At 47.3% G+C, this 25,136-nt stretch carries 22 protein-coding genes and 1 pseudogene; 13 read left to right on the top strand and 10 right to left on the bottom strand.

The window, feature by feature from the left end; genetic code table 11:
• Positions 1 to 26 precede the first annotated feature (26 nt).
• The 5 genes from AC1DM9_RS15055 to AC1DM9_RS15035 all read left to right on the top strand — a co-directional run bounded on the left by AC1DM9_RS15055 (position 27) and on the right by AC1DM9_RS15035 (position 6,135).
• A complete protein-coding gene (locus tag AC1DM9_RS15055) occupies positions 27 to 881 on the top strand; it encodes an ABC transporter permease (RefSeq protein ID WP_477580941.1) in 855 nt (284 codons plus the stop codon).
• Between the two features lie 57 nt (positions 882 to 938).
• A complete protein-coding gene (locus tag AC1DM9_RS15050) occupies positions 939 to 2,018 on the top strand; it encodes an ABC transporter substrate-binding protein (RefSeq protein WP_477548925.1) in 1,080 nt (359 codons plus the stop codon).
• A 205-nt stretch (positions 2,019 to 2,223) separates the two neighbouring features.
• Entirely contained in the window at positions 2,224 to 3,597 is a 1,374-nt protein-coding gene (locus tag AC1DM9_RS15045; RefSeq protein WP_477580763.1) for an allantoinase, read from the top strand.
• Between the two features lie 28 nt (positions 3,598 to 3,625).
• A complete protein-coding gene (allC, locus tag AC1DM9_RS15040; RefSeq protein ID WP_477510782.1) occupies positions 3,626 to 4,912 on the top strand; it encodes an allantoate deiminase in 1,287 nt (428 codons plus the stop codon).
• Positions 4,909 to 6,135, top strand: coding sequence for a pyridoxal-phosphate-dependent aminotransferase family protein (locus AC1DM9_RS15035; protein ID WP_477580761.1), 1,227 nt, complete (start codon positions 4,909 to 4,911; stop codon positions 6,133 to 6,135). Before allC ends, AC1DM9_RS15035 begins: the two co-directional genes overlap by 4 nt.
• A 913-nt stretch (positions 6,136 to 7,048) precedes the next feature.
• On the opposite strand, the gene AC1DM9_RS15030 is transcribed toward AC1DM9_RS15035, so the two are convergent.
• Together AC1DM9_RS15030 and AC1DM9_RS15025 are read right to left on the bottom strand one after the other, a co-directional pair.
• The gene (locus AC1DM9_RS15030) at positions 7,049 to 7,717 is read right to left on the bottom strand and encodes a PDDEXK family nuclease (protein WP_477580759.1); all 669 of its coding nucleotides are present in this window, start codon (positions 7,715 to 7,717) and stop codon (positions 7,049 to 7,051) included.
• A 104-nt stretch (positions 7,718 to 7,821) separates the two neighbouring features.
• On the bottom strand, positions 7,822 to 8,436 hold the full coding sequence (locus AC1DM9_RS15025) for a PH domain-containing protein (RefSeq protein ID WP_339206364.1): 615 nt from the start codon (positions 8,434 to 8,436) through the stop codon (positions 7,822 to 7,824).
• A 273-nt stretch (positions 8,437 to 8,709) separates the two neighbouring features.
• Here AC1DM9_RS15025 and AC1DM9_RS15020 point away from each other — a divergent pair, with 273 nt between their 5' ends.
• Positions 8,710 to 10,149 carry an amino acid permease gene (locus tag AC1DM9_RS15020; protein WP_477580757.1) on the top strand — a complete coding sequence of 480 codons (1,440 nt, stop codon included), beginning with the start codon at positions 8,710 to 8,712 and terminating at the stop codon, positions 10,147 to 10,149.
• Between the two features lie 78 nt (positions 10,150 to 10,227).
• On the opposite strand, the gene ytxJ is transcribed toward AC1DM9_RS15020, so the two are convergent.
• The gene (gene ytxJ / locus AC1DM9_RS15015; protein ID WP_076268487.1) at positions 10,228 to 10,566 is read right to left on the bottom strand and encodes a bacillithiol system redox-active protein YtxJ; all 339 of its coding nucleotides are present in this window, start codon (positions 10,564 to 10,566) and stop codon (positions 10,228 to 10,230) included.
• A 243-nt stretch (positions 10,567 to 10,809) separates the two neighbouring features.
• Between ytxJ and AC1DM9_RS15010 the strand changes: the two genes are divergently transcribed.
• Both AC1DM9_RS15010 and AC1DM9_RS15005 read left to right on the top strand, forming a co-directional pair.
• On the top strand, positions 10,810 to 11,385 hold the full coding sequence (locus AC1DM9_RS15010) for a TetR/AcrR family transcriptional regulator (RefSeq protein ID WP_441910574.1): 576 nt from the start codon (positions 10,810 to 10,812) through the stop codon (positions 11,383 to 11,385).
• A gap of 76 nt (positions 11,386 to 11,461) precedes the next feature.
• Complete coding sequence (locus AC1DM9_RS15005) at positions 11,462 to 13,699, top strand: YhgE/Pip family protein (RefSeq protein ID WP_477580755.1); 2,238 nt, start codon at positions 11,462 to 11,464, stop codon at positions 13,697 to 13,699.
• 231 nt (positions 13,700 to 13,930) lie between these two features.
• Here the strand turns inward: AC1DM9_RS15005 and AC1DM9_RS15000 are convergent, their stop codons facing one another.
• From AC1DM9_RS15000 to AC1DM9_RS14980, 5 genes are read right to left on the bottom strand one after another with little or no spacing between them, the layout of a single operon-like run.
• Entirely contained in the window at positions 13,931 to 14,191 is a 261-nt protein-coding gene (locus tag AC1DM9_RS15000) for an HPr family phosphocarrier protein (RefSeq protein ID WP_076268485.1), read from the bottom strand.
• Positions 14,184 to 15,917 (bottom strand): phosphoenolpyruvate--protein phosphotransferase, encoded by a 1,734-nt coding sequence (gene ptsP, locus AC1DM9_RS14995; RefSeq protein WP_477580753.1) that lies wholly within the window; start codon positions 15,915 to 15,917, stop codon positions 14,184 to 14,186. The genes AC1DM9_RS15000 and ptsP overlap by 8 nt, the downstream gene beginning before the upstream one ends.
• A gap of 5 nt (positions 15,918 to 15,922) precedes the next feature.
• On the bottom strand, positions 15,923 to 17,095 hold the full coding sequence (locus AC1DM9_RS14990; protein WP_477580752.1) for a mannitol-1-phosphate 5-dehydrogenase: 1,173 nt from the start codon (positions 17,093 to 17,095) through the stop codon (positions 15,923 to 15,925).
• Positions 17,092 to 17,529 (bottom strand): PTS mannitol transporter subunit IIA, encoded by a 438-nt coding sequence (locus AC1DM9_RS14985; protein WP_339206377.1) that lies wholly within the window; start codon positions 17,527 to 17,529, stop codon positions 17,092 to 17,094. Before AC1DM9_RS14985 ends, AC1DM9_RS14990 begins: the two co-directional genes overlap by 4 nt.
• Positions 17,530 to 17,531: 2 nt before the next feature.
• Positions 17,532 to 19,232: a BglG family transcription antiterminator gene (locus AC1DM9_RS14980; RefSeq protein ID WP_477580750.1), complete on the bottom strand. Its 1,701-nt coding sequence runs from the start codon at positions 19,230 to 19,232 to the stop codon at positions 17,532 to 17,534.
• Between AC1DM9_RS14980 and AC1DM9_RS14975 the strand changes: the two genes are divergently transcribed.
• On the top strand, positions 19,215 to 19,451 hold the full coding sequence (locus AC1DM9_RS14975; RefSeq protein ID WP_477580748.1) for a hypothetical protein: 237 nt from the start codon (positions 19,215 to 19,217) through the stop codon (positions 19,449 to 19,451). The genes AC1DM9_RS14980 and AC1DM9_RS14975 overlap by 18 nt on opposite strands.
• Before the next feature lie 18 nt (positions 19,452 to 19,469).
• Here AC1DM9_RS14975 and AC1DM9_RS14970 read toward each other — a convergent pair.
• Both AC1DM9_RS14970 and AC1DM9_RS14965 read right to left on the bottom strand, forming a co-directional pair.
• Positions 19,470 to 19,514: pseudogene (locus tag AC1DM9_RS14970) on the bottom strand (hypothetical protein); the annotation flags it as partial.
• A 142-nt stretch (positions 19,515 to 19,656) separates the two neighbouring features.
• The gene (locus AC1DM9_RS14965; RefSeq protein WP_441877736.1) at positions 19,657 to 21,093 is read right to left on the bottom strand and encodes a PTS mannitol transporter subunit IIBC; all 1,437 of its coding nucleotides are present in this window, start codon (positions 21,091 to 21,093) and stop codon (positions 19,657 to 19,659) included.
• A gap of 201 nt (positions 21,094 to 21,294) precedes the next feature.
• Between AC1DM9_RS14965 and AC1DM9_RS14960 the strand changes: the two genes are divergently transcribed.
• The 4 genes from AC1DM9_RS14960 to AC1DM9_RS14945 are packed head-to-tail and all read left to right on the top strand — an operon-like array spanning position 21,295 to position 25,069.
• On the top strand, positions 21,295 to 22,404 hold the full coding sequence (locus AC1DM9_RS14960; protein WP_076268479.1) for an ABC transporter ATP-binding protein: 1,110 nt from the start codon (positions 21,295 to 21,297) through the stop codon (positions 22,402 to 22,404).
• Positions 22,394 to 23,212 carry an ABC transporter permease gene (locus AC1DM9_RS14955; protein WP_076268478.1) on the top strand — a complete coding sequence of 273 codons (819 nt, stop codon included), beginning with the start codon at positions 22,394 to 22,396 and terminating at the stop codon, positions 23,210 to 23,212. The genes AC1DM9_RS14960 and AC1DM9_RS14955 overlap by 11 nt, the downstream gene beginning before the upstream one ends.
• Entirely contained in the window at positions 23,196 to 23,996 is an 801-nt protein-coding gene (locus tag AC1DM9_RS14950; protein WP_477580745.1) for an ABC transporter permease, read from the top strand. Before AC1DM9_RS14955 ends, AC1DM9_RS14950 begins: the two co-directional genes overlap by 17 nt.
• Positions 23,996 to 25,069, top strand: coding sequence for an ABC transporter substrate-binding protein (locus AC1DM9_RS14945; RefSeq protein ID WP_477580743.1), 1,074 nt, complete (start codon positions 23,996 to 23,998; stop codon positions 25,067 to 25,069). The genes AC1DM9_RS14950 and AC1DM9_RS14945 overlap by 1 nt, the downstream gene beginning before the upstream one ends.
• Positions 25,070 to 25,136: the final 67 nt, after the last annotated feature.

Genomic DNA, 25,136 nt, shown 5'->3' with positions numbered 1-25,136 from the left:
TATCTACCGTGAAGGACACAGGAAGCATGCAGGCTTCACGGACGGGGACGACAGTAATAAGCAAGCAGGCGCGAGGCAAACGGCCATCGGCAATGAATCAGTTTTTTCAGAAATATAACATCCTCCCATCCATAATGTTTTTCGTTTTTTGGGAGCTGTTCTCTAGAGTGAATGAAACGGCAAAGTTTTTTAATCCGAACTTTCTTCCTGCACCGACCGTGCTGCTATCGGAGGGCTGGGAGCTCGCGAAGACGGGGATTATTACAGACAGCTTGATCTCTAGTACGATTCGAATTGCGCTTGGCTTTGTTATCGGAAGTACGGTGGCGGTAGGGGTTGGCGTCATCATGAGCAAGTTCAAAACGGTTGAACGATGGTTTTCGCCCATTCTCAACTTAGTTGGCCCGATTCCGACCTTGGCGCTGCTGCCCTTGTTTATTATCTGGTTTGGGATCGGCGAGTTTCCGAAGGTTCTGCTTATTGCGTGGACGACGTTTATCCCGGTGCTGGTGTACACGCTAGACGGCTTTAAGTCGGTGCCTTCCACGCTGATCCGATCTGCGCTCAGCTTGGGTGCGACGGAGCGGCAAATTTTCACGAGAGTGATGCTGCCGTCGGCCATTCCGAATTTTCTCGTTGGCGCGCAGGTGAGTCTAGGCTTATCCTTCTCAGCGCTCATCGTCTCCGAGATGATGGGGGCCAAATCAGGGCTTGGCTATATCATCGTAGATGCGAGAAATTATTTTAAAATATCGAATATGTTCATTGCCATCATTCTGATTGGCCTAGAATATAGCTTGTTTTCTTACCTGCTGAAGCTGGTTGAGAAGAGGGTAATGGCTTGGCGTAAAGGCGGACTTCGAGATGCCATCGAGAAGTAACGCTACATACGAAGCTGAAGCAGTACAACTAAAAAGAGATAAGTGGAGGGAATACCAATGAAAAAATCGGGAAAATGGTTTAAATCTGCAATTGTCCTTACGTCGTTAACTTTTGTGCTTGCTGCGTGCGGCGGCAACGAGAAGGCGCCAGCAAATGCAAATGCAAATGCAAATGCGCCGGCATCCACTGAGCTTGAGATGAAAGATCTAACGCTAGTTGGTGTTCGTGATGCACAAATCTCATCGCAGCAAATTATTGCCGACAAGCTTGGTTATTTCAAGGAAGAAGGGCTTAATGTAACGAGTCAACTGATCGAGAGCGGGCCGGATATCGGACCGATGGTTGCTGGCGGCAGCGCACCTGTAAGTATTCAAACGAACTTTATGGATATTATTTTGAAATCAACAGACATTCCGGTCAAAATCATTGCGCCGCTCGCACAAATTGCTGGCACGCAAGCGGTTGTAGGTTCAAGCAAGCTTGAGCTGAAGAGCGCGAAGGATCTTGAAGGCAAAACGATTGGTATTCCAAGCGGAGCTGACGTTACGATTGCAATCAATAACATGGCTAAAGAGCTTGGCGTAGACGCAAGCAAAATCAAATATGTAAATCTTGCACCGAGCGACGCGGTTGTCGCTTTGGAGAAGGGTGACATCGATGCGCTGGCTGCTTGGGAGCCGTTCATTACGAAGGCGATTCAAGGCGGCGGCAAGTTCCTCTTCAGCGGCACGAAGAGCGAGCTTCCTGACAAGCAAGGTGATGTGAATTGGATGAGCGTGCATACGACGATCCAAGTTTCAGATGATTTCCTTAAGAAAAACCCGAACACTTTAAAAGCTGTCCTGCGCGCTTTGAAGAAAGCGACGGATTATATCAATGACAACCGTGAGGAAGCGATTAAAACATTAGCGCCTGAGCTGCACCTTAGTGAGGAAGAGCTGACTCAAATCATGTCACGGAATGTGTATTCGATGGAAGTTGGCGATACCTACGTGAATGGAAGCAACGGGCCTGCTGTCGGCGAGTATCTGAAATCTGTTGGTAACATCAAATCGATTCCTGCTCCAGCTACCTATCATGATCTGAGCCTGCTGAAAGAGGTAGATGCAAGCTTGATAGTTACGGAACTGAAATAAAAATAGAGCTGAAATAGTAATAGAGTGCGGTTAAAACATGCTCATCTCCTGAAGATGATTAGTTTTACACAAATAGGTAGTTAATAGGGCCGCGGACCTCGTTGTCCGCGGTTTATTTCATTAGCATCGCAGCTGCTACGCGATTTGGCAGATTCGGCTCATAAACGGCATAAAAGTGACTGGGCAATGAAAGGCGGAGGGTGAGATGGTCGGACGAGAGAAACTGGATGTATTGATCAAAAACGGCAGCGTCGTATTGAAGGATGAAGTGCGGATGCTGGGCATAGGAATCAAAGCGGGACGTATTGTTGTGCTTGGCGAGAATCTCGATGATATAGAGGCGAATTCGGTAGTGGATGCAGCGGGCTTAACCATTATGGCTGGCATGATTGATGTACACGTCCATCTGAATGAGCCGGGCTTGGGAGAGTGGGAAGGCTTTGAGACGGGGTCTGCTGCTCTCGCTGCTGGCGGCTGCACCACCTATATTGATATGCCGCTAAATGGCATTCCGCCTACAGTCACTGTGGATGCTATGCACCAGAAGCTGGCGGCTGCAGAGGGGCGGTCCTATGTGGATTATGCCATCTGGGGCGGTTTGGTGCCTGGCAAGCTGCATGAGCTTGCGCCTTTGGATGAAGCCGGAGTGGTTGGTTTTAAAGCATTCATGTCATCGCCAGGTGATCCGAGTGAGGATGCGTTTCGAGAGGTGGATGATTATACGCTGCTCGAAGGCATGAAGATCATCGCGGGTCTCGGCAAGGTGCTAGCCCTTCATGCCGAAAGCGAGCCGATTGTTGCTAAGCTTGGTCAAGCGATGCGGGCGGAAGGACGATTGACGCCTGCTGACTATGTGGCCTCGCGACCTATTATTGCTGAGCTGGAGGCTATCAATCGGGCACTCTTTTATGCGGAGCAAACGGGCTGTGCGCTTCACTTTGTTCATATTAGCAGCGAGGCGGGCATTAATCTGATTACGGCTGCGCGTGAGCGCGGGATGAACGTTACGGTTGAAACCTGTCCTCATTATTTAGCTTTAACATCGGCTGATTTGGATCGTAAGGGAGCGGTGGCGAAATGCTCTCCGCCGCTGCGAGATGCCGAGGAGCGGGCGAAGCTGTGGAATGCCGTTGCCGAAGGGCGAGTGGATATGATTTCGTCGGATCATTCGCCTTGTCCAGCCTCGATGAAGGAGGCGGACAACTTCTTTGATGCTTGGGGCGGTATCGCCGGAGCGCAAAGCTCAGTAGAGCTCATTGTGGGAGAAGGCCATGTGAAGCGGGGGCTGCCGCTCACGCTGATCAGCGAGCTGCTGGCAAGCGGGCCGGCAAGACGATTTGGACTGCAAGATTCGAAGGGTGAAATACGCATTGGTGCAGACGCTGACCTTGTGCTGATTGACTTGAACAAGTCTTATACGCTGGAAGCGGAGCAGCTGTATCAACGTCATAAGCATAGTCCATATGTCGGTGAAGAGCTTCATTGCAAAATAAAGGCTACCTATGTAAGGGGTCGCCTTGTCTATGAAGAATCGGAAGGGTTAAGCGAGAGTATGCAAGGCGAGTGGGTTAGGCAATAGGCTTAAGTTAATGGAAGGAGGAGCAGCTATGATGCGAAGTGTACTTTCCCATCCGAGAGAGAAGGAACGGCTATTATCGTATTTCGAGACGCAGGTTATGCAAGTATTAAATTGGCTGGCAACATATAGCCCGGATGAAGAAGGCGGCATAACGCGGCTGCTTTATACCGAGGGATGGCTGGAGACGCAGCAAGCGCTTGCGCTCAAAATGGAGAGCTGCGGTCTAACGACGGAGTTTGATAACGTTGGCAACTTATTCGGAAAATTACAAGGCGACGATCCGGATGCGCCTTCTATTATAACGGGCTCACATATTGATACGGTTATTCAAGGCGGGCATTATGACGGAGCCTATGGCATTGCGGCGGGTTTGCTTGCACTTGATTATTTGCAAAAGCAATTCGGCAACCCGAAGCGAACGCTGGAGCTTGTATCCCTCTGCGAAGAGGAAGGCAGCCGATTTCCGATGGCTTACTGGGGATCGGGCAGCATCGCCGGCAAACGAAACTTTGAGCAAATTGTTCATTTGCAGGATGCTCAAGATGTATTTTTTGCGGATGCGATGCAGCAATGCGGCTTTGGTGAAGGAACGGGCAGGGATAGCCGCCGTCATGATATTGGCGCGTTTATTGAGATCCATATCGAGCAAGGGGCGGTGCTGGAGCAGGAAGGCGTCGCTATCGGTGTAGTGGAAACAATTGCTGGCCAACGAAGATTGAAGTTTGAAGTCATTGGCGAATCGAATCATGCGGGAACGACTCCGATGCATATGCGCAGGGATGCGCTTGAAGGGGTTAGTGCGATGATTGGGGCGCTGCGTCAAGAGGCTATGCGGCTTGGATCGCCATTAGTGGCGACTGCTGGCAGGCTGCAGGTGTTTCCGAATGTACCAAATGTCGTTCCGGGAAAGGTTGTATTTACTGTAGATGCGCGTCATGCCAATGAACAGGCTCTCGATAGCTTTTGCCGCTGGATCGTACAGCGTTTTACGGCATTGGCAGGTGAGAGGCAGCTGCAGATTCAAGGGACGGAGTGGTTTAGGGAAGAACCGGTTCCGATGAATAATGTGCTCAAACAGCATATGGATCATATTTGTGGTGAAATGGGCATTTCTTCGAAACGAATGGTTAGCGGAGCGGGGCATGATGCACAAATGTTTGAGCATATTTGTCCGACTGCGATGTTATTTGTTCCAAGTAGACGAGGCATATCGCATTCACCGGAGGAGTATACAGAGCCACGGGAGCTTGCGGTTGGTGTACTCGTGCTGACAGAGCTGCTGTATCGACTAGGCTATGAGGGGGAAGAGCTATGAAGCTATACAAAGATTTGGCGCCATCACCGCGTACGATTATGACACCGGGTCCAGTCGAGGTGGATCCGCGGGTGCTGCGGGCGATGTCGTATCCGATATTGGGACAATTTGACCCAGAGTTTACGGCATTAATGAATGAAACAATGGAGATGCTGCGCCAATTATTTAAGACTGATAATGAATGGGCATTCCCTGTGGACGGGACGTCGAGGTCGGGGATAGAGGCTGTTCTCGTAGGCTTGATCGAGCCTGGCGATAAGGTGCTGGTACCGATTTATGGACGCTTCGGCCATTTGCTGACCGAGATTGCGAAGCGCTGCGGTGCTGAGGTTGTAACGCTGGAGAAAGATTGGGGCAGTGTATTTTTAACGGAGGAAATAGTTAATGCCATAAAGGAGCATCAGCCTGATGTCGTAGCACTTGTGCATGGCGAGACATCAACGGGAAGAATGCAGCCGCTCGAAGGCATCGGGCAAGCGTGCAGGGAAGTGAATGCGCTCTTCATTGTGGACGCTGTTGCGACAATTGGCGGTATTGAGGTAGCGACTGATCGGCTGCTCATCGATGCGGTAATTGGAGGCACGCAGAAGTGTTTATCCGTACCGGCAGGCATGGCGCCGATTACGTACAATAAACGTGCAGAGGTGAAGCTGCTCAGCCGCAAAAAGGTTGAAAGAGGGCTGCTTCTTGCTGACGACGAGGATGACCCGCTGCTGCGCCCGATTCAAAGCAACTACTTGGATTTGAGTCAGCTGCAGGATTATTGGAGTCCGGCTCGGCTCAATCATCATACGGAAGCGACGTCCATGCTTTATGCGCTTCGTGAAGGGCTGCGGCTCGTGCTGGAAGAGGGGCTGGAGGCGCGTTTTGCACGGCATCGTGAGCATGAAGGAGCGTTGATTGCTGGTTTGGAGGCAATGGGCTTGCGTCTCTACGGCGACCCCGCCTGCAAAATGACCGTCGTTACTTGTATTGAAATTCCGGCTGGCATAGACGGAGAATCTGTACGTTCGATGCTGCTTGATCATTACGGCATCGAGATCGCCAGCTCCTTCGGTCCCTTGAAGGGGAAAATATGGCGCATCGGCACGATGGGCTACAGCTGCAGCAAGCGCAACGTGCTGCTTACGCTGGGCGCGCTGGAAGCCGTTCTGCTGCGACATGGTCATCAGTTGGAAGCGGGCCTGTCACTGCAGGCGGCTATGGATGTTTATGGGATGTAGATCAAACAGCTTGCTCCCTTGTATAAGGTGAGAGCAGGCTGTTTGTTTTGGATCAAAAGCAGTATGATTTGTAGATTTATTTTAGTTGGGTGGGCTTTAGGTTTTGGTACTTTGGACTTTAGGTTTTGATGTATTTGCTCGTTAGGGAGCGGGCTGGGACTGCAGGCAGCTATGGATTTATATAAGATGTAAATTAAACAGCGTGCTTCTTTATTAAAGGTGAGTAGGGGATGCTAGTTTTGAACCAAAACGGAATGAATTATAGGTTTTTTATTGGGTGAGTTTATGCTTTTAGACTTTGGTCCTTAGTTTTAAATGAATTTTCTCACTATCCCGTACCGTGATTGTTGCTCAAAGTTGCTGACGGTTGATGACTATAGTCTATTTGGCTAACTAGTTGTATTGATGCGGCTATCCTGCACATTTGCAGTAACTTACACTAATTTAGGGGTAAAACCTCTCTATCCTGTATTTCTGCAGGAACTAGCTCGTAATTCGGTATTGCAAGCTTGTAAATGAGATGCTATATGGTATAAATACAACATAGATGCTCCGAATTGAGCTAATCCAGCCGCTATCCTGCATTTCTACAGGATAGCTTAATTCACAAGGGTGATTAAATAGCACAATCACTAGCGCGATGCGCTATTGCAGTTAATTAGAGTAATTAACAAACGCAATCACTAGCGCGATGCACAATTGCAGTTAATTAGAGCAATTAACAAACGCAATCACTAGCGCGATGCACAATTGCAGTTAATTAGAGCAATTAACTAACGCAATCACTAGCGCGATGCACTATTGCGGTTAACTATCATAATCAACTAAAGCAATCACTACCATAATTCACAATTCCGATTAGCTGTTTACTGGTGAAATGCAATACTGATCATGATTCCCTCACTACGCCCTATTAGAATAAGAGCTCAAGCGTGTCTTTTTTCAGCTCATAATATCTGATGGTTCTCCCTTTGGATACGGATTGGAGCCAACCTTTGTCAGCTAGTCCGGCAAGGAGCTTACGGGCTGTGCGGAAGTTGAGCTTCCACGCGTTGCAAACATCAATTGGGCGAATAGGGCGACCGAGCTGCCATGCGAGCAGGAGCAAATCTTTTTCAATTTTTGAAACGGGATTTATATTTGCTTTATGCAATAAATAAGGTCCGATAACGAGCTGAAGCAAAGAGCGGCATATTTCTGGTCGATCTTTAATATCGTCAAAAGAAAAATGGATCATTTTCCAGCCTAATGCAGTTAAGAAAGTGTCACGATTAAGTGAGTAGCTGAATTTCTCGCGATCCATGTCTTTGACATGAGACTGAAAACCGTCGCATTCTATATCAAAACGCCCAAAAGGCGGGAGAAACGCAAAATCAAGAAAATACGATTTGCGGTTCCGATCATAGACTTCATATTCTGGGTGCAGGTAATCAAAATTGCCGAATACCGGCCACCATACATTTTGAAGAAGGAGCTTCTCGCCATAGCTGTGTCCTCTTAATAATCTCGCTTTGCGTTCACCGCTTCTCTTTTCTAAATGTTTCTCAATAAAAAGCGTGTGCATATGTTCAAAAGTGTGCATGATGTGTTCCCTCCTTATATTTGGACAAAAAAAGAACGTCCCTTTGCCATGAGCAGAAGGACGTTCTTCGTCTTTTTTCGTATCGTATGAAATTGGCCTCTTAACTAGTTGTTGATATAACGCTCAAAAATAGCGCCAAAGTCCTTGATGCGATATTGCTTGTGCGTATTTACAAGCCAGTTGAACGCGGATTTGTTCAGTCCGTCGAATTGTTCGACGACGTTGAAGTCGCCTTTATGGATTTGCTGCAACGTTGTGGATGCGAGATCCAGACTCCGTCTTGCATATTCAAGCGAGATTTCGTTCTCGCGTGTAATTTCTGAGATTTTGATAAGTGCTTTATAAAGGTCTTTCAGCTCTTCGATATGCTTCTTATTTACATCAATTGAAAAGGGGATTGAGCCAATCGAGAACTTGATTTCAACGTCAAGGTCGACCGTGCCTGCCGTTTCCAATGCAACCTGTGAAATTTGGTTCGCGCTATAAGAGTAACGCTTCAATGTCCGTTTTTTGCTTAGTGCGCTTTTGCCGTCCAAATGAATGAGTGCAAGGTTTGTGAAGCAATATTCGTCGGTTTTTGACTTAATGAGAAAATAAATTTTCTCGTTATCCTCATGCATGACGTAATCGTCAGAATCGGCTTTGCTGAAATCTGCGGGCTTGATGATCGCGCCAATATCACTTATTCCAAGGGCATCTGCTGCTAATTTACCAAACATTTTACCATTCCTCTCATCATTGCGTGGAATTCACACCTACTCATTATATATTAAAAAATGGAAATTATGATAGTCCATTTGTCGTATTTTAGCGTTGTGTGATACTGGATAATCCTCTATTTTATTAGCGGCTTATTCACAAACTTTTGCATCGTTTATATAAAGAGGTTTAACTTACTATTTTTCAATTAATCTTCTTACTAAACTTTTTATCGGATGGATAAAATACGGAAAATTCAACAAACTGAGGAGATGGAAAGGAGGAACGTGACAATGAGTGAGCAACGAGAGGATTCGAACACGCTGCGCAGAGGTTTGAAGGCTCGGCATATGACCATGATATCGCTTGGAGGTTCTATTGGTACGGGTTTGTTCCTTGCGAGTGGCGGTGCCATTCACTCTGCTGGGCCGGGAGGAGCGGTGCTTGCTTATTCGCTGATTGGCATTATGGTATATTTTCTGATGACAAGCTTAGGGGAAATGGCTACCTATATGCCTGTGTCTGGAACGTTCAGCACCTATGCAGCGCGTTTTGTTGATCCTTCGCTTGGTTTTGCGCTTGGCTGGAACTATTGGTACAACTGGGCGATAACGATTGCGGCGGAGTTGTCTGCGGCCACGCTTATTATGAAGTTTTGGTTTCCGAACAGTCCGTCTATTTTGTGGAGCGGTCTATTTCTATTGTTAATGCTTAGCCTTAACCTTCTGTCTGTTAAGGGTTACGGCGAATCGGAATACTGGCTTGCCATGATCAAAATTGTCACGGTAATCGTGTTTATCGCTATCGGCTTGATGATGGTGATCGGCATTTGGAATGGGAAAGCGGTTGGCATAAGCAATCTGACGGACAATCCGTTTCCTGCTGGTTTTTTAGCTACGTTAGGCGTGTTTATGGCTGCGGGCTTCTCTTTTCAAGGAACGGAGCTAATTGGAGTAACGGCTGGAGAGAGTGAGAACCCTCGCGAGAATATCCCGCGTGCCATCCGTTCTATTTTTTGGAGAATCCTCTTGTTCTACATATTGGCGATATTGCTAATTGGCATGTTGATCCCTTATTCAAACGCGCAGCTCGCGAGCGGAGACATTTCGACGAGTCCATTTACGATCATTTTCGAGAGAGCAGGTCTTGCCGTAGCGGCTTCAATTATGAATGCGGTCATTTTGACCTCGGTATTGTCAGCAGGCAATTCCGGTATGTATGCCTCTACGCGGATGCTTTGGGTGCTGGCGAAGGAGGGGAAGGCCCCTCGTTTTCTGGCTAAGCTGAACGTGCGCGGGGTTCCTGTAGCGGCGCTCCTTGCGACGGGGGCTCTTGGCATGCTCGCTTTCTTAGCTTCCTTCTTCGGTGACGGCGTCGTCTACGTGTGGCTGCTGAATGCTTCGGGGATGTCTGGCTTTATCGTTTGGCTTGGCATTGCAATTAGCCATTATCGCTTTCGCAGAGCTTATGTATCACAAGGCCACAAGCTTGAGGGCCTGGCCTATTTGGCGAAATGGTTTCCGATTGGTCCGATCCTAGCTATGCTGCTCTGTATTGTTGTGATTGGCGGTCAGTTTATCGGCGCGCTCAAGGATGGCCGTATTGATTGGGCTTATATCTTCGCCTCCTACATCGGCATTCCCCTTTTCCTTGCCATCTTTATCGGACACAAATGGAAGTATCGTACTCGAATGCTGACGCTGGCAGAATGTAAGCTAGATCCGGAGGATTAGTATGAAAAAAAAGCTCCCAACCGTTATGCGCTGAGGCATTAGGCTGGAAGCTTTTTTTTAATAAAATTTATAAAAAAATTAGTCGAGTACAGCTGTAATATGAGCTTTAGTAATCGACCAGTGGGACGTCGTCCACACTTTTTCTTTTTTCTCGATAAAAATAATTTGCGGGGACTCATGCTTAACGGAAGTATCTTCAGCGATTTGGTTGGAAACCGGACGCGATTCAATAACTTTTACAAGCACGTATTCCACATCTTCTCTTGGTTTCCCATCAAGATATTGATTGAATTCTTGGTAAGCGTTAGCGCTGACCGGGCAAGTTGTGCTGTGCTTGAATATAACGAGTGGACGAGTAGCTGAAGCTTCATAGACGTTGTTCCATTCTTCAATGGAAGTGATTTCTTTGTATGACATAAGGGGAACACTCCTTTTAATCTGCTGTGCAGAAATTAATTAAAATCGTACATATAGTATAGCGCTTTTTGACGAGTAAAGTCATTTTTTTGTCGTTATGCCTTGAGCCATATTACTATTGTATGAATCGGGTATTGCAATCGGAATTGGAGCGTGCTATGATAACGGAAGTCGAAATGACCGTTTTAGTTTTTTGGTCAGTTTTTAAAGTGATAAAGGAATGAAATGCTCGGAGGTGAAGGAATGGCCATTGATCGACGACAGCAGATTGTGAATGCTGCGGGGAAGTCGTTCGCGTTGTTTGGGTATAAGGCGACGACCATGGATCAGGTAGCGAAAATTGCGAATGTGGGCAAAGGGACGATCTACACGTTCTTTACGAATAAAGAAGAGTTGTTCCACGAAATTATGAAGAAGCTTATTATTGAAATGAAGCAGGTTGCAGAAAAGGTTGTTGATCCTAATCGATTATTCTTCGATAATTTGAACGCTGCGCTCGAGCAGCTGCTCGATTTTCGCGAGGAACATGAGCTTGCACTTAAGCTATCGCATGAGGTACGCGAGATTGGTACGCCCATGGCGCTGGAGGGTATACAGCAAATAGAGAAGGCAGTCGTTGGTTATATTCAACATCAAATCCAGCTGGCGATCGATAAGGGCGAGATTAAGCCTTGTGATCCAGAAATGACTGCGTTTGTTATGCTCCGCTTGTATATGGCGCTTACGGTAGAATGGAAAAAAACGCATGAACCGCTGGACAAACAGCAAGTAGCGGAAAAATTGCGATTCTATATGCAAGTAGGATTGGCTCCGGAATAACCTGGATGCCTTTTTTTACACAAAGAAATGACCGAATGAGAGAAATGGTCAATCAGTAATTGGGAGAGTGGACGATTTGAAGTTCAAAGGTTTAAAGCAGTTTGGTAAAGAATTGTCCGGAATCGGCCGCAACAAAATGTTGTTGATATCGGTAATTGGCGTGCTGATGATTCCCGTTATGTACTCATCGATGTTTCTAGGGGCGTTTTGGGACCCGTACGGAAATTTGGATAAGATGCCGGTAGCTGTCGTTAATGCGGATAAAGGGTATGAATTTAACGGCGAGATGATGCATATTGGCGATGATTTTGAGGCAGAGCTAAAAGAAAATGAAAAATTTGAATGGCATTTCGTAAGTAAAGAGGAAGCTGAGGCGGGAATGGAAGATCATAGCTACTATTTGGCCATTGAGATTCCTTCTGATTTCTCGGAGAAAACAACCACTTTAACTTCAGATAAGCCAACGCCGGCTAAGCTTACGTATTTAGCTAATGAGAGCTATAACTTTTTAGCTTCTCAGATTGGTAGCAAAGCAGTCGATACCATGAAAATGGAGCTTAACAAAGAAGTGACGTCGGCTTATACGCGCACTGTGTTTGAGCAAATGGAGGAGCTCGTGGACGGCATAAGCAAAGCGAGCGACGGTGCAGGTGAAATTGCTGATGGGACGACGAAGGCAAAGGATGGAGCCGTACTCATCGAGAAAAACTTAGCGAAGCTGGTCAGTGGATCGCTTACGCTCAAAGAGGGAGTCGCTAAGCTGAACGAAGGCGGCAAGGCGCTTGGCAAAGGCAGTGCCGAGCTTAGCACGGGCACGAATGACTTGGCTAGCGGCCTGGCGCAGCTGCTGGCAGCGCAGAAGGAGCTTGGTGCGGGAGCAGCATCGCTTGGTGAGGGCGCGGGCTCGCTTGGAGCTGGAGCGGTTAAGCTTAGCGACGGCTTGTCGCAATTAGCCGGAGCGAGCGGACAGCTGGCGGGAGGCGCGTCGGACGCGCAGCAGGCAGCAGGGCAGCTGGCGGGCGGTCTTAAGGAATCAGCTGCGGGCGAGGAGCAGCTGAAGGCAGGAGCGTCGCAGCTGGCGAATGGGCTGGCGCAGCTGGGTCAGGCGAACCCCGAGCTGGCGGAGAGCGAAAGCTTTGCGTCTTTGCTCAAAGCGAGCCGAGAGCTTGCGGCGGGTCTGGAGAAGTCTTCAGAAGGACAGAAGCAGCTAAGAGACGGGGCGTCTAAGCTGAGCGACGGCCTAGTCAAAGTATCTGATGGACTTGGAACCTTCGATAAGAAGGTCGAGGAAGCAGCGGCCGGCGGCAAGCAGCTTGGTGCAGGGGCAGAGCAGGTAGTCGCTGGTGCGAAGAAATTTTCAACCGGCATGAATCAGTTCGGCTCGAAGCTTGCTGAAGCATGTGCCGGCGGAACAAAGCTTGCAGCAGGTGCCAAACAGCTGAACAGCGGGGCAGCAACGCTTACGTCTGGACTTTCACAGTTGTCCTCAAGCATTACGCCATTCGTTAATGGTTCGGTAGAGCTGGAGGATGGTGCGCAGCAAGTAGCTTCAGGTTTGTTGAAATTGGAGGATGGCACGCAGGAGTTGTCTGGCAAGCTGAATGAAGCGTCGGATAAGACGTCTGATCTAAAGCTGACCGATACGATGGTGGATATGTTCTCCGATCCAGTGAAGCTTGATGTAGAGAAAGTAACGAAGGTAGATAACTACGGTACGGGTCTTGCGCCGTATTTCCTATCGCTTGGATTATATGTCGGAGCTATGCTATTAACGATTGTATATTCGGTTCGTGAACCGGCTGTTCGTCCAGTTAACGGCTGGAGCTGGTTTTTGAGTAAAGCACTCACTTTAGCGCTAATCGGTACTATTCAGGCATTGATTGCGGATGCTGCTCTTATTTATGTGCTGAAGCTGGAAGTGCAAAGCATGGGCTTGTTCGTCATGTACTCCATACTAACCAGCATTACGTTTATGATGATTATTCAATTCCTAGTTGCTTCAATGGGTAATCCGGGACGATTTATCGCAGTTATTTTGCTTATTTTCCAATTAACGAGCTCTGCGGGCACATTCCCTATCGAGCTTGTACCTGGATGGTTGCAAAAAGTATCGCCGTTCCTGCCAATGACTTACTCGGTCAAAGGCTTTAGAGATATTATCTCAAGCGGAGATTTCAGCTCGATGGCTGGATATGTTGCAATTATGGCGGGCATTGCTATTCTGTTCGCAGTGCTTTCTTATCTGTACTTTACTTTGTCCCATCGGAAAACGAAGGACGATCAGTTGGAACCAGCAGTTCCGGCATCTGTTTAATTTAAAAAAAGGGCTAGTCTCGGATAATCCGTGACACAGCCCAATATGCAAAGACGCTCTCAATCACGATGAAAAGTGGATGAGAGCGTCTTTTTTTTGTATGCAAATGTAGCGCAAGGAAGTGAGGTGAGCCGGACTAACTCCGCACAGTCATATACAAAAACGGCTGACCATTTTGGAAGGGATCATTTAAGATGATCTCTTCTCATTCGGCCAGCCGTTAATTATCTGCTATTCGTGAATTTCAGTGAGCAATTGACCAAGCGTCTCGAGCGCTTGGTCTTCCTGTTCGCCGTCAATTTCCAAAGTCACTTCTTCATTCATCGCAATACCAAGTGTCAGCATGCTAAGCGAGCTTTTGCCGTTTACTTTTTTGCCTTTAGCAATGACGCTGATTTTACAAGGAAAGGTGTTTGCTGTTTGGACGAAGGTTTTAGTTGGGCGTACATGAAAGCCCGTCGGATTGATGATAGTGTAAGTTTTGCTAATCATGATGAATCACTCCGTTTCTTGTGCGTTCTACGAATTGTGTAATTTCCTGAGTGCTCCGCATAGTCAGTGCTTGATTGGCATGAACCGACCATTCGGACTGGTCAAGCTGTCCGATCAGCTCTCTTGCTTGCAGAATCGAACCTGCGCTCATGCTGAATTCATGCAGGCCAAGGCCAAGCAGCAAGGGGATTGCCGTCTGATCGCCTGCCATCTCGCCGCACATGCCCACCCATTTGCCTTCCTTCTCTGCCGCTTGAATAACGAAGCTGATGAGACGAAGCAAGGATGGATGCCATGGCTGGTATAGGTACGATACCGTTTCGTTCATACGGTCTGCCGCCATTGTATATTGAATCAAATCATTAGTGCCGATGCTGAAGAAATCAACTTCAGGAGCGAAAAGATCGGCAGCGACTGCCGCGGCTGGAATTTCGACCATCATGCCTATTTCGATATGCTCGGCAAGCTGCACACCTTCGGCGATTAGCTTCTGCTTTTCTTCCTCAAGCAGCTTCTTTGCCTCAAGGAGCTCCTCTAATACGGCAATCATCGGGAACATGATTTTCAAATTGCCGTAGCGGCTGGCGCGGAGAAGTGCCCGCAGCTGTGTACGGAACAAGTCCTGTCTATCGAGACATAGGCGCAGCGCGCGCTGTCCTAAGAATGGGTTGCTTTCCTTTGGCAGCTCCATGTAGGGGAGCTCCTTGTCTCCGCCTATATCTAGCGTTCTGATGACGACTGGCTTAGGGTTCATTTTCTCAAGTGCATATTTATAGCTGGTGAATTGCTCCTCCTCCGTTGGGAGGGAGCTGCGCCCCATATATAGAAATTCGGTACGAAAAAGTCCAATTCCTTCGGCGCCGTTGTCGATTGCCCGCTGAATATCTTCCAAGCTGCCGATGTTGGCTGCAAGCTCTACTTGCTTGCCATCCTTGGAGAAAGTGAGTTGATCCTTCAGCTTGCTTAATTCCGCTCTGCGCAGATCATCCTTTTGTTTCTTTTCTTGATAGGCTGCCAGCTCTTCTTCCGTAGGCTCAATTAGCACAATGCCTTCAGCCGCATCAACGATAATAACGGCTTGCTCTTTCATATCGTGAACCGCTTGGCCGATCCCTACGATTGCTGGTATTTCCAATGACCGCGCCATAATAGCAGAATGCGAGGTGCGGCTGCCTATCTCTGTGACAAAACCGCGTACGAAGTTCAAATTAAGCTGAGCAGTATCTGAAGGCGTCAGATCGCGCGCAACGATAATACACTCCTCCGACAGATTGGCTAGGTCAGTATGCGGAACGCCGCGCAAATGACTCATGATGCGTCCGGATACGTCCTCAATATCAACAGCGCGTCCTCTTAGCAGTTCATCAGTCATCGATTGCAGAAGGTCGATAAAATATTTAGATATCTCATGGAGCGCAAATTGAGCATCTATGGATTCTTCGGCTATTTTCTGCTCAATCGCTTCAATGAAATCAGGATCTTCCAAAATCATCAGATGACCTTCGAATATTTCGGCTTTGTCTGCTCCGAGGCGCTCCTCTGTTTTTGTGCGAATCGTTTCAACCTCTTCACGGGTGCTTGCAACAGCACGGCGGAACGTTTCTATTTCCTGCGCACTGTCTTGCACAGATTGCTCAGTCGGTATGAAACGCTCGGATGCGAGATGGAAGACCGGGGCAATGGCGATACCCGGTGATGCTGCTATCCCTTTAAGTGTTAATGTCATAAACTTCAGACTCCTTTCGCCGCAGATTGAAGTGATTGCTCCAGCTTGCGGTATTGCTCTGCCGCTTGTATATGAAGCGGATGCTGCTCATCTAAACCTGTATATTTTGTTATCGTAGAATGAAGGCCTAGTTCCTTGATGGAAGCTTGCAGCTCTACAGCCTCGGGATCATCTGCAGCATTAAAATGTAAAGCCGCTGCCATAGCCGTGGTCAAATGAATGGCAGGCATGCCGTATTTATAAGCTAATGAGGCCGGTCTAACTAGACGGTCATTCGGAGAAATCTTGCGAATAGGCGAGCGGCCGATTCGAACAACCTCGTCTACCAAATAAGGATTAACAAAGCGCTCCAAAATTTGCTCAACATAAAGCGCATGCTCTTTTTCATCGAATTGATACGTTTGGATAAGCGCAGCTCCTGATTCCTGCAATGCGCCTCGTACCTCTGCCAATATCTCTTTGTTGTTCATCGCTTCTTGAATCGTCTCGCAGCCTTTAAGGAAACCGTGATACGCTGCAACGCAATGCCCTGTATTAACAGTGAACAGCTTGCGCTCGATATACGGCTCCAGTTGATCAACGTAGTGTACTCCGTCAATTTCCTTAAGTGAATTAAGCAATGGGGAGCGCTCTACTGTCCACTCATAGAAAGGCTCGACCATAACTTCAAGTGGGTCTTCATTTTGCTGCAGCGGAACGATACGGTCAACGGCGGCGTCAGGGAAAACGATATGCTGATCGGCTTTCGCCTGTACATCCGCAGATAGATGGCCATATACGAATTGTTTCAAAATCGTGCTGCCACCAAGGGCATTCTCGCACGCAATAACCGGAAGAGCGGCTTTGCCGCTCTCGATTCTAAGCTCAATTCCTTTAGCAACCGCAGCGGCAATGTGTCTCAGTACCGATACGCCAACAGCGGTTGTGACGATATCCGCTTCTGCGATAGTCTTAGCGACCAAATCTATATTTTTGCCGTCAATAGCAGTTATATGGTCAACAAGATACGTGTCGCCTTGCTCGTTTGCAATCTTAACCGCATATTGCCCTTTTTCCTGCAGCTGCGAGACAAGTGTATCATTTACATCAACAAAACATACCTCGTAGCCCGCGTTATGCAGCAGCAAACCGATAAAACCTCTGCCTATGTTGCCTGCGCCGAAGTGAACGGCCTTCATGATTCCATCCCCGATTCAAAGATAGAAATCAATTCTTGCTCCGATGAAGCGTTCAAGATGCGCTGCATATCTTCTTCCTCTGACACGAGCACAGCAACATTGGTCAAAATATCAAGGTGATCGTCGCCGACAGCCGCTAGGCCGATAATTAATTGAGCAGGCTCTTCGCCGCCGAAGTCTACGCCAGCCGGTACGGTAATAATGGCCATGCCTGTAGATTTAATAAGTGCTTTCGATTCATTCGTGCCATGAGGCATGGCAAGCCCTCCGCCAATATAAGTGGATAGAGACTCCTCGCGCTCAATCATTTTGTCGATATACGACTGCGGAGCATGCCCTGCGTCAACAAGCATTTGTCCAACCATGCGGATCGCTTCGTATTTGTCCTTAAGGTTAACGTTTAATTTTACTTTCTCTGTAGATAGAATGGTCATGATTATTCTCTCCAATCCAATTTGGTTTTTATATATTGTTCAAGCTTCTTTGAGATAAACAACTTAATGCCTGCCGCATCATCATGCGCTAATAAAGTAAGCAGATCCGGCAGCAGCAGCATTGCGCTAATTTCACTTAGCAGCTCAAGGCTATAGGAATCAAGCTTGAGAGGGCCGAGCATCATCAACAGGTGCTTGGCCTGCGCATCTTCATCCTCGCCTAGCTGCAAAGTTCGATCATATCGATATAAAGCAAGCAGCGGCTCTTTAATCCATTCGCTGCGTGTGTGAAGCAGGGCGAGCTCGGTATCTGGTATGACCAGACTTCCTTGCAGCTCTCTTGCGAGCAACTGGTCGGCTATTTTTTCGCGATTTGCATCGATATATGGCTTTCCGATTAAGGAAAGCATACTCGGCAGCTGGTGATCCAATCGATCTTGATCTGGCAACAGCGTTAAGTCATGCACATGGAACCCGTCAAGCAGCTGAAGAACGATGCCGGAATAAAGCTGAAGCTGAAGCAAACGATCCAGAGGTGACTGGCCTGCCGTATCTTCGTTTGCTGATAGGGAGGGTGTCACCTTCTTCAAGGTTGTGCCCTCTATATAGCTGCGAAGCTTATTTGTTTCTTCCGGCGTGAGCAGAGGACTGAGCTTAATATAGCGATCCGGCTCTAGCGGCAAATCAACAGTTGAAATGATCAAATCATAGCGGCTCGGCGGTAGCCTTGTCGCTTCATACCATGAATAATGACCGATCAGGTCGATTTGCGGCAGTACGTTAGCAATTTTGACAGCTAGAAGCTTGGATGAACCGATGCCGCTCGTGCAAACGAGAACAGCTCTTATTTTTCTTGGAAAAGGCTTTAACCGCTCAAGGGAAGCTCCAAAATGCATAACGATATAACCGATCTCCTCGTCAGGCACTTGTAGAAGCGGATAAACCTGTTGTACAGCGCTTTGAACAATGGAGAACAATATAGCGTAATCTTTTTTGATCGGCACTAACATCGGATTGCGGATGGCGATGCCATCCTTAATGCGCTGAAAGGCTGGTTTTATATGCTGAATAAGCCCTTCCTCTAGCGATCTATCCTCCATGAGCGACATGTTTAGCTGATCCTCGACATAACGGATGAGCAGCTTGACGCCTTCAATGGTCGGCATATCTTCATGATGAATCAACAGGCCGTTATCTAGAAAAGCTTCACTATTCAGCAGTTGTGAAAGATACATTTTTTCTTCTATTGGGAGCTGTAGATTGAGCACAACCAGCAAGCTTCGCAGCAAGGGAATGATTTCAACAGAATGACGATATTCGCTTGCTGAGACAAAGCAGTTGTTCTCAATTCGGGTTAACGCAACCGACAGCTTAATAAGCAATCTTGTATAGTTAGATTCGGACAATGTGTGTGGCCATTCGTCATTTAGTTCCCATAGCGCATGCTCGAGCCGCTTAAAGTTTTCTTTGCCGATCATGTCGAGCAGCTGTGCTGTGATCGGGTTTGAGACTGTAAGGTTCTTGAATTGACCGAATAAATCGGAATCGTCGAGATGATTTATGGCAAGCAAGCTAATCGAATGACGCTTATCTTCTTCAGATCCAATAATTTCAACGCCATACCCTCTTCTGCGAACAAGGGTCATCCCATGTTTATTGATCAGTTCCTCCAGCTCATCGAGATCATGGCTGATGGTCGGCATCGTGACACGCAGCTCATGGGCGAGTGCAAACAGCTTTATCGGCTCGTCATGCTCAAGCAGCCTGCAGAGAATAACGATTTTTCGTTCTTCAGCCGAATATTCAAAGTAATCAGACGGCTCAAACGATTGTTTAAATCGCTCAAGAGTATCCGAGTCTGCTTCTACTTGAATACCAAGCCCTGCTATTTTGTGAAGTACAATGCCGTTTGCGGCAAGTAACGATTCGATATCGACAAGCTCGCGATGGATCGTCCTTGTGCTCGTACCGACAATGGACGCGATATCGGCTGCGGTAATTTCTTGCTTTTGACTCAGCAGCAGTTCGATAATTCGACGTTGCCTAGTTGAGGCTTTGATAGGCTATCCTCCTTAGCAGAAGAATGGACTTAACGCCGACAGTAAACTGTCAGCGTTAAGTATGAATTCATGAACTTAGTCTTTGTACGAGCAAGTCATACTCTGGACTTTTAAGGAAATTATCAATGGAAATATGCTCTGCGTTAGGCGCCTTTAGGCGTGCGCGGTCAGTCAATGTTTTATGGGTGATAACGATGTCGGCATCGCCTGGAATATCATTGATCGCCGTGTTGATAACGGTAATCGGCAGCTCAGCTGCATTTATTTTTTTGCGCAATATGGAAGCGCCCATCGCGCTCGAGCCCATACCCGCATCGCAAGAAAATACAATTTTGTTCACTTGCTCTTTCGTTAGCTGTACTTGTTCAGCGGCAGGTGAAGCAGCATTGCCTTTGGATTCAGCTTTCATTTGCTGAACTTTTTGTGCAGCGAGCTCAAGCTCGTTGTCGTTATCTCCTGCCTGCTTGCTTGTTTTAAGAAGAACAGCAGAGACAAGGAATGAAACGATTGTTGCGACGACTACACCGCTTAGCATGGCTAGTAGTCCGCCTTTAGGCGTCATGGTGATATAGGCGATAATGCTGCCCGGTGATGGCGCGGCGACAAGACCAGCTCCGAAGATGGAGAAGGTGAATGTACCAGCGACACCCCCAGCAATAGCTGCAATAATCAAACGCGGATTCATTAAAATGTACGGGAAGTAAATCTCGTGAATACCGCCGAAGAAATGAATGACAACAGCGCCTGGCGCCGATTGCTTAACCATTCCTTTTCCGAATACCCAATAAGCAAGCAGAATGCCAAGACCGGGACCTGGGTTGGATTCCAGCATATAAATGATGGATTTGCCCGCTTGTGATGCTTGATCCAGCGCGAGCGGACCTAGTATGCCGTGGTTAATCGCGTTGTTGAGAAACAGTACTTTAGCTGGCTCGATCAAAATGTTCGCAAGCGGCAGGAAACCTGTGTTGATCAGCCACTCTACACCTGAAGCAAGTACTTTGCTTAATGCGGCTACGACCGGCCCGATACCTTTGAAGGCAATCAGTGCAAGACCGCCGCCAATAATGCCGGACGAGAAATTGTTGATGAGCATTTCAAAGCCCGAAGGAATCTTTCCTTCAATAGATTGATCGAATTTCTTCAGCACCCATGCGGCTAGCGGGCCAACGATCATGGCTCCGAGGAACATTGGAATGTCCGCCCCTGCAATAACGCCGAGTGTGACGATTGCGCCGACTACGCCTCCGCGTACGCCGTGAATCATTTGACCACCGGTATAGCCGATGAGTATAGGGAGCAAGTAGGTAATCATCGGTCCAACAAGTGTTGCTAGGCTTTCGTTCGGAAACCAGCCTGTTGGAATAAATAGTGCCGTAATGAGTCCCCATGCAATAAACGCGCCAATATTCGGCATGACCATGCCGCTTAGAAAACGACCAAATCGTTGTACGGAAACTTTAACTCCGCCGGATACCGGTTGCTCGGATGTCAGTTTACTCATGCTTAAACCTCCAATTTATAATAATGTTCACTAACTGAACCTGAATTAATCGTAATGTATAGCGCTTTCATATTCAATGAATTGAAAAACAGGTTGCGTCATGAGCATTGTTGACATCATTTTTCCTTTTAGTATTGCTGATTTTCGGGGATGCTGTATAATCACTATTGTTTCTTCTAAAACTGCAAAGGGGAATGCGATATGCAAGACCAAACGATTATTCGTTTTGAACATGTGACAAAACAATATGCTCATAATGCTGCTGCTGTCCTCAAAGACGTCAGCTTTACAATAGAGCGAGGCAAATTTTATACGCTGCTTGGTCCGTCCGGCTGCGGCAAGACGACGGTGCTCCGGCTAATAGCTGGCTTCACTGAACCATCAGAGGGTCAAATCTATTTCCATAATAAAGTGATAAACCGGGTTCCTGCGAATGAACGTCAAGTGAATACGGTTTTCCAGGATTACGCTCTTTTTCCTCATCTTAATGTGTTCGAGAATGTTGCCTTTGGCCTGCGAATCAAGAAGATGAAAAATGCGGATGTGACGAATAAAGTGAAGGATGCTCTTCGTTTCGTAAACTTGGACGGTTACGAATCACGGGAGATTTCGGAGATGTCCGGAGGTCAGCGGCAGCGTGTTGCCATCGCGCGGGCGATCGTGAACGAACCGGAAATTATTTTGCTGGACGAGCCGTTATCCGCACTTGACCTTAAGCTTCGTACGGAAATGCAGTACGAGCTGCGCGAGCTGCAGCGCCGACTTGGCATCACATTTATATTTGTTACGCATGACCAAGAGGAAGCGCTAGCGATGTCTGACGAAATTTTTGTTATTAATGAAGGAAAAATTCAACAAAGTGGAACGCCAACAGATATTTACGATGAGCCGATCAATCGCTTTGTTGCGGATTTTATTGGTGAATCCAATATTGTACCCGGCCGAATGGCACGTGACTTCGAGGTGGAGTTCGCTGGTCGTTCATTTGAATGCGTCGATCAAGGGCTCACGCCAAATGAGGCTGTTGATATTGTAATCAGGCCAGAGGATTTGGAAATAACTTCTTCAGAGAACGGTAAGCTGCAAGTGCGTGTAGATTCACAATTGTTCCGCGGCGTACATTACGAGATTTGCTGTTACGATGAATCAGGCAATGAGTGGCTTGTCCATTCCACTCGCAAAGCTACAGTAGGGGAGCAGATCGGATTAACCTTTGACCCAGAAGCCATCCATGTTATGAGACTAGGTGAAACGGAAGAAGAATTCGATAAGCGTCTTGAAGCATACAGCGAGGCCGCAGATGTCGAATAAATCACGTAGTTTTTATCTCATACCGTATATGGCTTGGATTGTGTTATTTGTTATAGCGCCGATCGTGTTAATTGCCTATTACTCCTTCTTTGATGTAGAGGGCAACTTCACGCTGGACAATTATGTGAAGTTCTTTACGCCGGTTTATATGAAAATGACGCTTAGCTCCTTCTGGTACGCGTTTCTGATAACCGCAATATCATTGCTTGTCGCGTATCCGGCTGCTTATTTGTTGACAAAAACTAAGCATAAACAGCTTTGGCTGCTGCTTATTATACTGCCTAGCTGGATCAATTTGCTGCTAAAGGCTTATGCGTTTATTGGCTTGTTCGGTACATACGGCTTTGCAAACTCCGTACTGGAAGCGATCGGCATTCCGAAACAGCAAATTTTGTTTACGGACTTTAGCTTTATTTTCGTATCTGTTTATATCTTTATTCCTTTTATGATTTTGCCGATCTTCAATGCATTGGAGGAAATGAATCCGACGCTCGTGTATGCGGCGCGTGACCTTGGCGCATCCGCATGGACGACGTTCCGGCGTGTTATATTTCCGCTAACGATCAGTGGTGTGAAGTCCGGTTGTATGGCTGTATTTATACCTGCATTATCTTTGTTCATGATTACGAGGCTGATTGCCGGCAATCGGGTTATTACGCTAGGTACAGCAATCGAGCAGCATTTTCTCGTGACGCAGGACTGGGGTATGGGTTCGACGATTGCTGTGTTCTTGATTCTAGCAATGGCGGCGATGATGCTGTTAACTGGCAATCGAAAGCGAGGTGCGGCAGATGCGCGGAAAAAATAAATGGTCGAACATCTATCTCGTACTCGTGTTTGCAGTACTCTATGCGCCTATTTTCTATTTAATGTTTTATTCGTTCAATAGCGGCGGCTCGATGCGTAATTTCGAGAGCTTCACGCTTGATTATTACAAAGAGGTTTTCGCGGATACGCGTTTGCTCATCATTGTCCTGAACACGTTCGTTATTGCGCTGCTGTCCGCTGCAATTTCGACGATTATTGGTGTTATTGGTGCGATAGCTATTCATCACATTCGCAGCAATCGACCGAAACAATCGCTTTTGACGCTCAATAATGTATTAATTGTAAGTCCCGATGTTATTATCGGTGCGTCCTTTCTTATCCTATTTACGATGATTGGCATCAAGCTGGGCTTTGTGTCCGTCTTGCTGTCGCATATTGCGTTCAGTGTTCCGATTGTCGTTATTATGGTGCTGCCGAAGCTGCAGGAAATGAGCTCAACGTTGATTGATGCGGCGCATGATCTTGGTGCCAGCTCGTGGCAGGTGCTGACGCGCGTCGTGCTTCCATTCATTAGGCCGGGCATATTCGCAGGGTTCTTTATGGCGCTGACGTATTCGCTAGATGACTTTGCGGTAACATTTTTTGTAACCGGCAACGGCTTCTCAACGCTGTCTGTTGAGATCTACTCGCGGGCGCGCCAAGGTGTGTCGCTATCGATCAATGCGTTGTCGACACTTATTTTCTTATTTACGATCATTCTGGTCGTTGGTTATTACTTCATTAATCAACGAAATATGAAGCCGTCAAGCAAGGAGGGACACTAATGACACAGCTGGTGCGTATGTTCGTAATCGTGTTTGTTGTTTCATTTGGCCTCATCTACCTGACTTCGTATTTGAATGATAGTGAAGGCTACAGCGGAAGCAATACACTGACGATTTACAACTGGGGCGATTATGTTGATCCCGAGCTGCTTGACCGCTTTGAAGATGAGACGGGCATTAAGGTCATTTACCAAACCTTCGATTCGAATGAAGCGATGATGACCAAAATTGGACAAGGCGGTACGACGTTTGATGTGAGCATTCCCTCTGAGTATGCGATTAGCAAGATGAAAGAGGAAGGTTTGCTTTTAAAACTCGATCACTCGAAACTCCCGAATTTAAAATACATCGATCCGCGTTTCATGAATTTATCATTTGATCAAGGCAACGCTTATTCCATTCCTTATTTTTGGGGGACTGTCGGAATAGTGTTCAATCCAGAGCTAGTCGGGGACCTGACTTTCTCCAGTTGGAATGATCTATGGGATAAAAGCCTGCGCAACCAGATCCTGCTGCTGGACGGTGCTCGCGAGGTTATGGGCATGGGGCTTAACTCTTTAGGTTATTCGCTGAATGATACGGAAGAGGCTCATTTGCAGGAGGCGAAAGCGAAGCTGCTCCAGATGACACCTAACGTGAAGGCGATTGTCGGTGACGAAATCAAGATGCTGCTTGCAAACGAAGAAGCGGCAGTCGGGCTTGTTTGGTCGGGTGATGCATCGGAAATTATGGATGAGAACGATAAGCTTGATTATATCGTGCCAGAGGAAGGCTCAAATCTTTGGTTTGATAATATGGTTATTCCGAAGACGGCCAAAAATATCGAAGGCGCGCATCAATTTATCAACTTCATGCTCGACCCTGAAGTGGCTGCTCAGAACGCGGAATATGTCGGTTACTCGACTCCGAATGAAGCGGCGCTGGCGCTGCTGCCTGAGGAGATTGCGACCGATGAGCGTTTTTACCCAGATGAAGAGCTGACTGAAAGGCTTGAGGTTTACGACAACCTTGGCAAAAGAATGCTGGCCCACTATAACGAGTTGTTCCTCGAGTTTAAAATGCATAAGAAATAAACAAAAGAGATAGCATTTTTCTAATGATTCCCATGCTATGCTGGATGAGATATTTCCAGATGAGGCG

The organism is Paenibacillus sp. 01T431, from assembly GCF_056398625.1.
This window is presented reverse-complemented; position numbering and strand designations above follow the sequence as displayed.